The organism is Neglectibacter sp. X4 (genome assembly GCF_009917365.1).
Lineage (GTDB): Bacteria > Bacillota > Clostridia > Oscillospirales > Acutalibacteraceae > Acutalibacter.
The window spans coordinates 1-610 of sequence record NZ_QWLE01000288.1 but is presented as its reverse complement, the minus strand read 5'-3'; the positions used below and the strand labels follow the sequence as shown (position 1 = coordinate 610).

Here is a 610-nt window from a genome sequence, read left to right as displayed (position 1 = left end):
AACGCCCTGGCCGCTGCCAACAGGATTATAATTCCCGTCCAGGCGGAGTACCTGCCCGCCAAAGGGCTGGAACAGCTGCTCTCTACGGTGAACAAGGTCAAGCGGCAGATCAACCCGAAACTGCAAATAGACGGTATTCTGCTGACAATGGTGGACAACCGCACTAACTTCGCCAAAGAGATTGCCGCCCTGCTGCGGGAAACCTACGGCAGTAAAATCAAGGTGTTCGGAACCGAGATTCCCCATTCTGTCCGGGCAAAGGAAATCAGCGCAGAGGGCAAGAGCATTTTCTCCCATGACCCAGGCGGCAAAGTAGCGGAGGGTTACGCAAATCTGACTAAGGAGGTGTTGAAACTTGAAAAGCAGCGCGAAAAAAGTAGAGCTGGCATCGGTCGATGATCTGTTTTCCACCGAGGAAAGCCGCGCCGATGCAGGGCGGGAAAAGGTGGTAGAAATCCCTTTAAGCGAGCCGGAATATCCCAAAAGGATATTCCGGCTCATTGCTTGCCTACGTTATCGGAAATTTCCTATAACCACGTTGTCCCGCACTCTGGGACAACCCACGCACTTCGGAGGCTTGGGGTATCTGTCAAGGCTTGTTTTGAGCAGA

At 53.1% G+C, this 610-nt stretch carries 1 protein-coding gene and 1 pseudogene; both read left to right on the top strand.

Features of this window, described 5'->3' with window-relative positions; all coding sequences use genetic code 11:
- Positions 1-399 (top strand): ParA family protein (locus tag D1841_RS18165; RefSeq protein WP_166554381.1); only part of this gene is annotated, 399 nt, incomplete at its 5' end.
- Positions 356-610: pseudogene (locus D1841_RS19445) on the top strand (hypothetical protein); the annotation flags it as partial. The gene D1841_RS18165 and the pseudogene D1841_RS19445, both read left to right, overlap by 44 nt.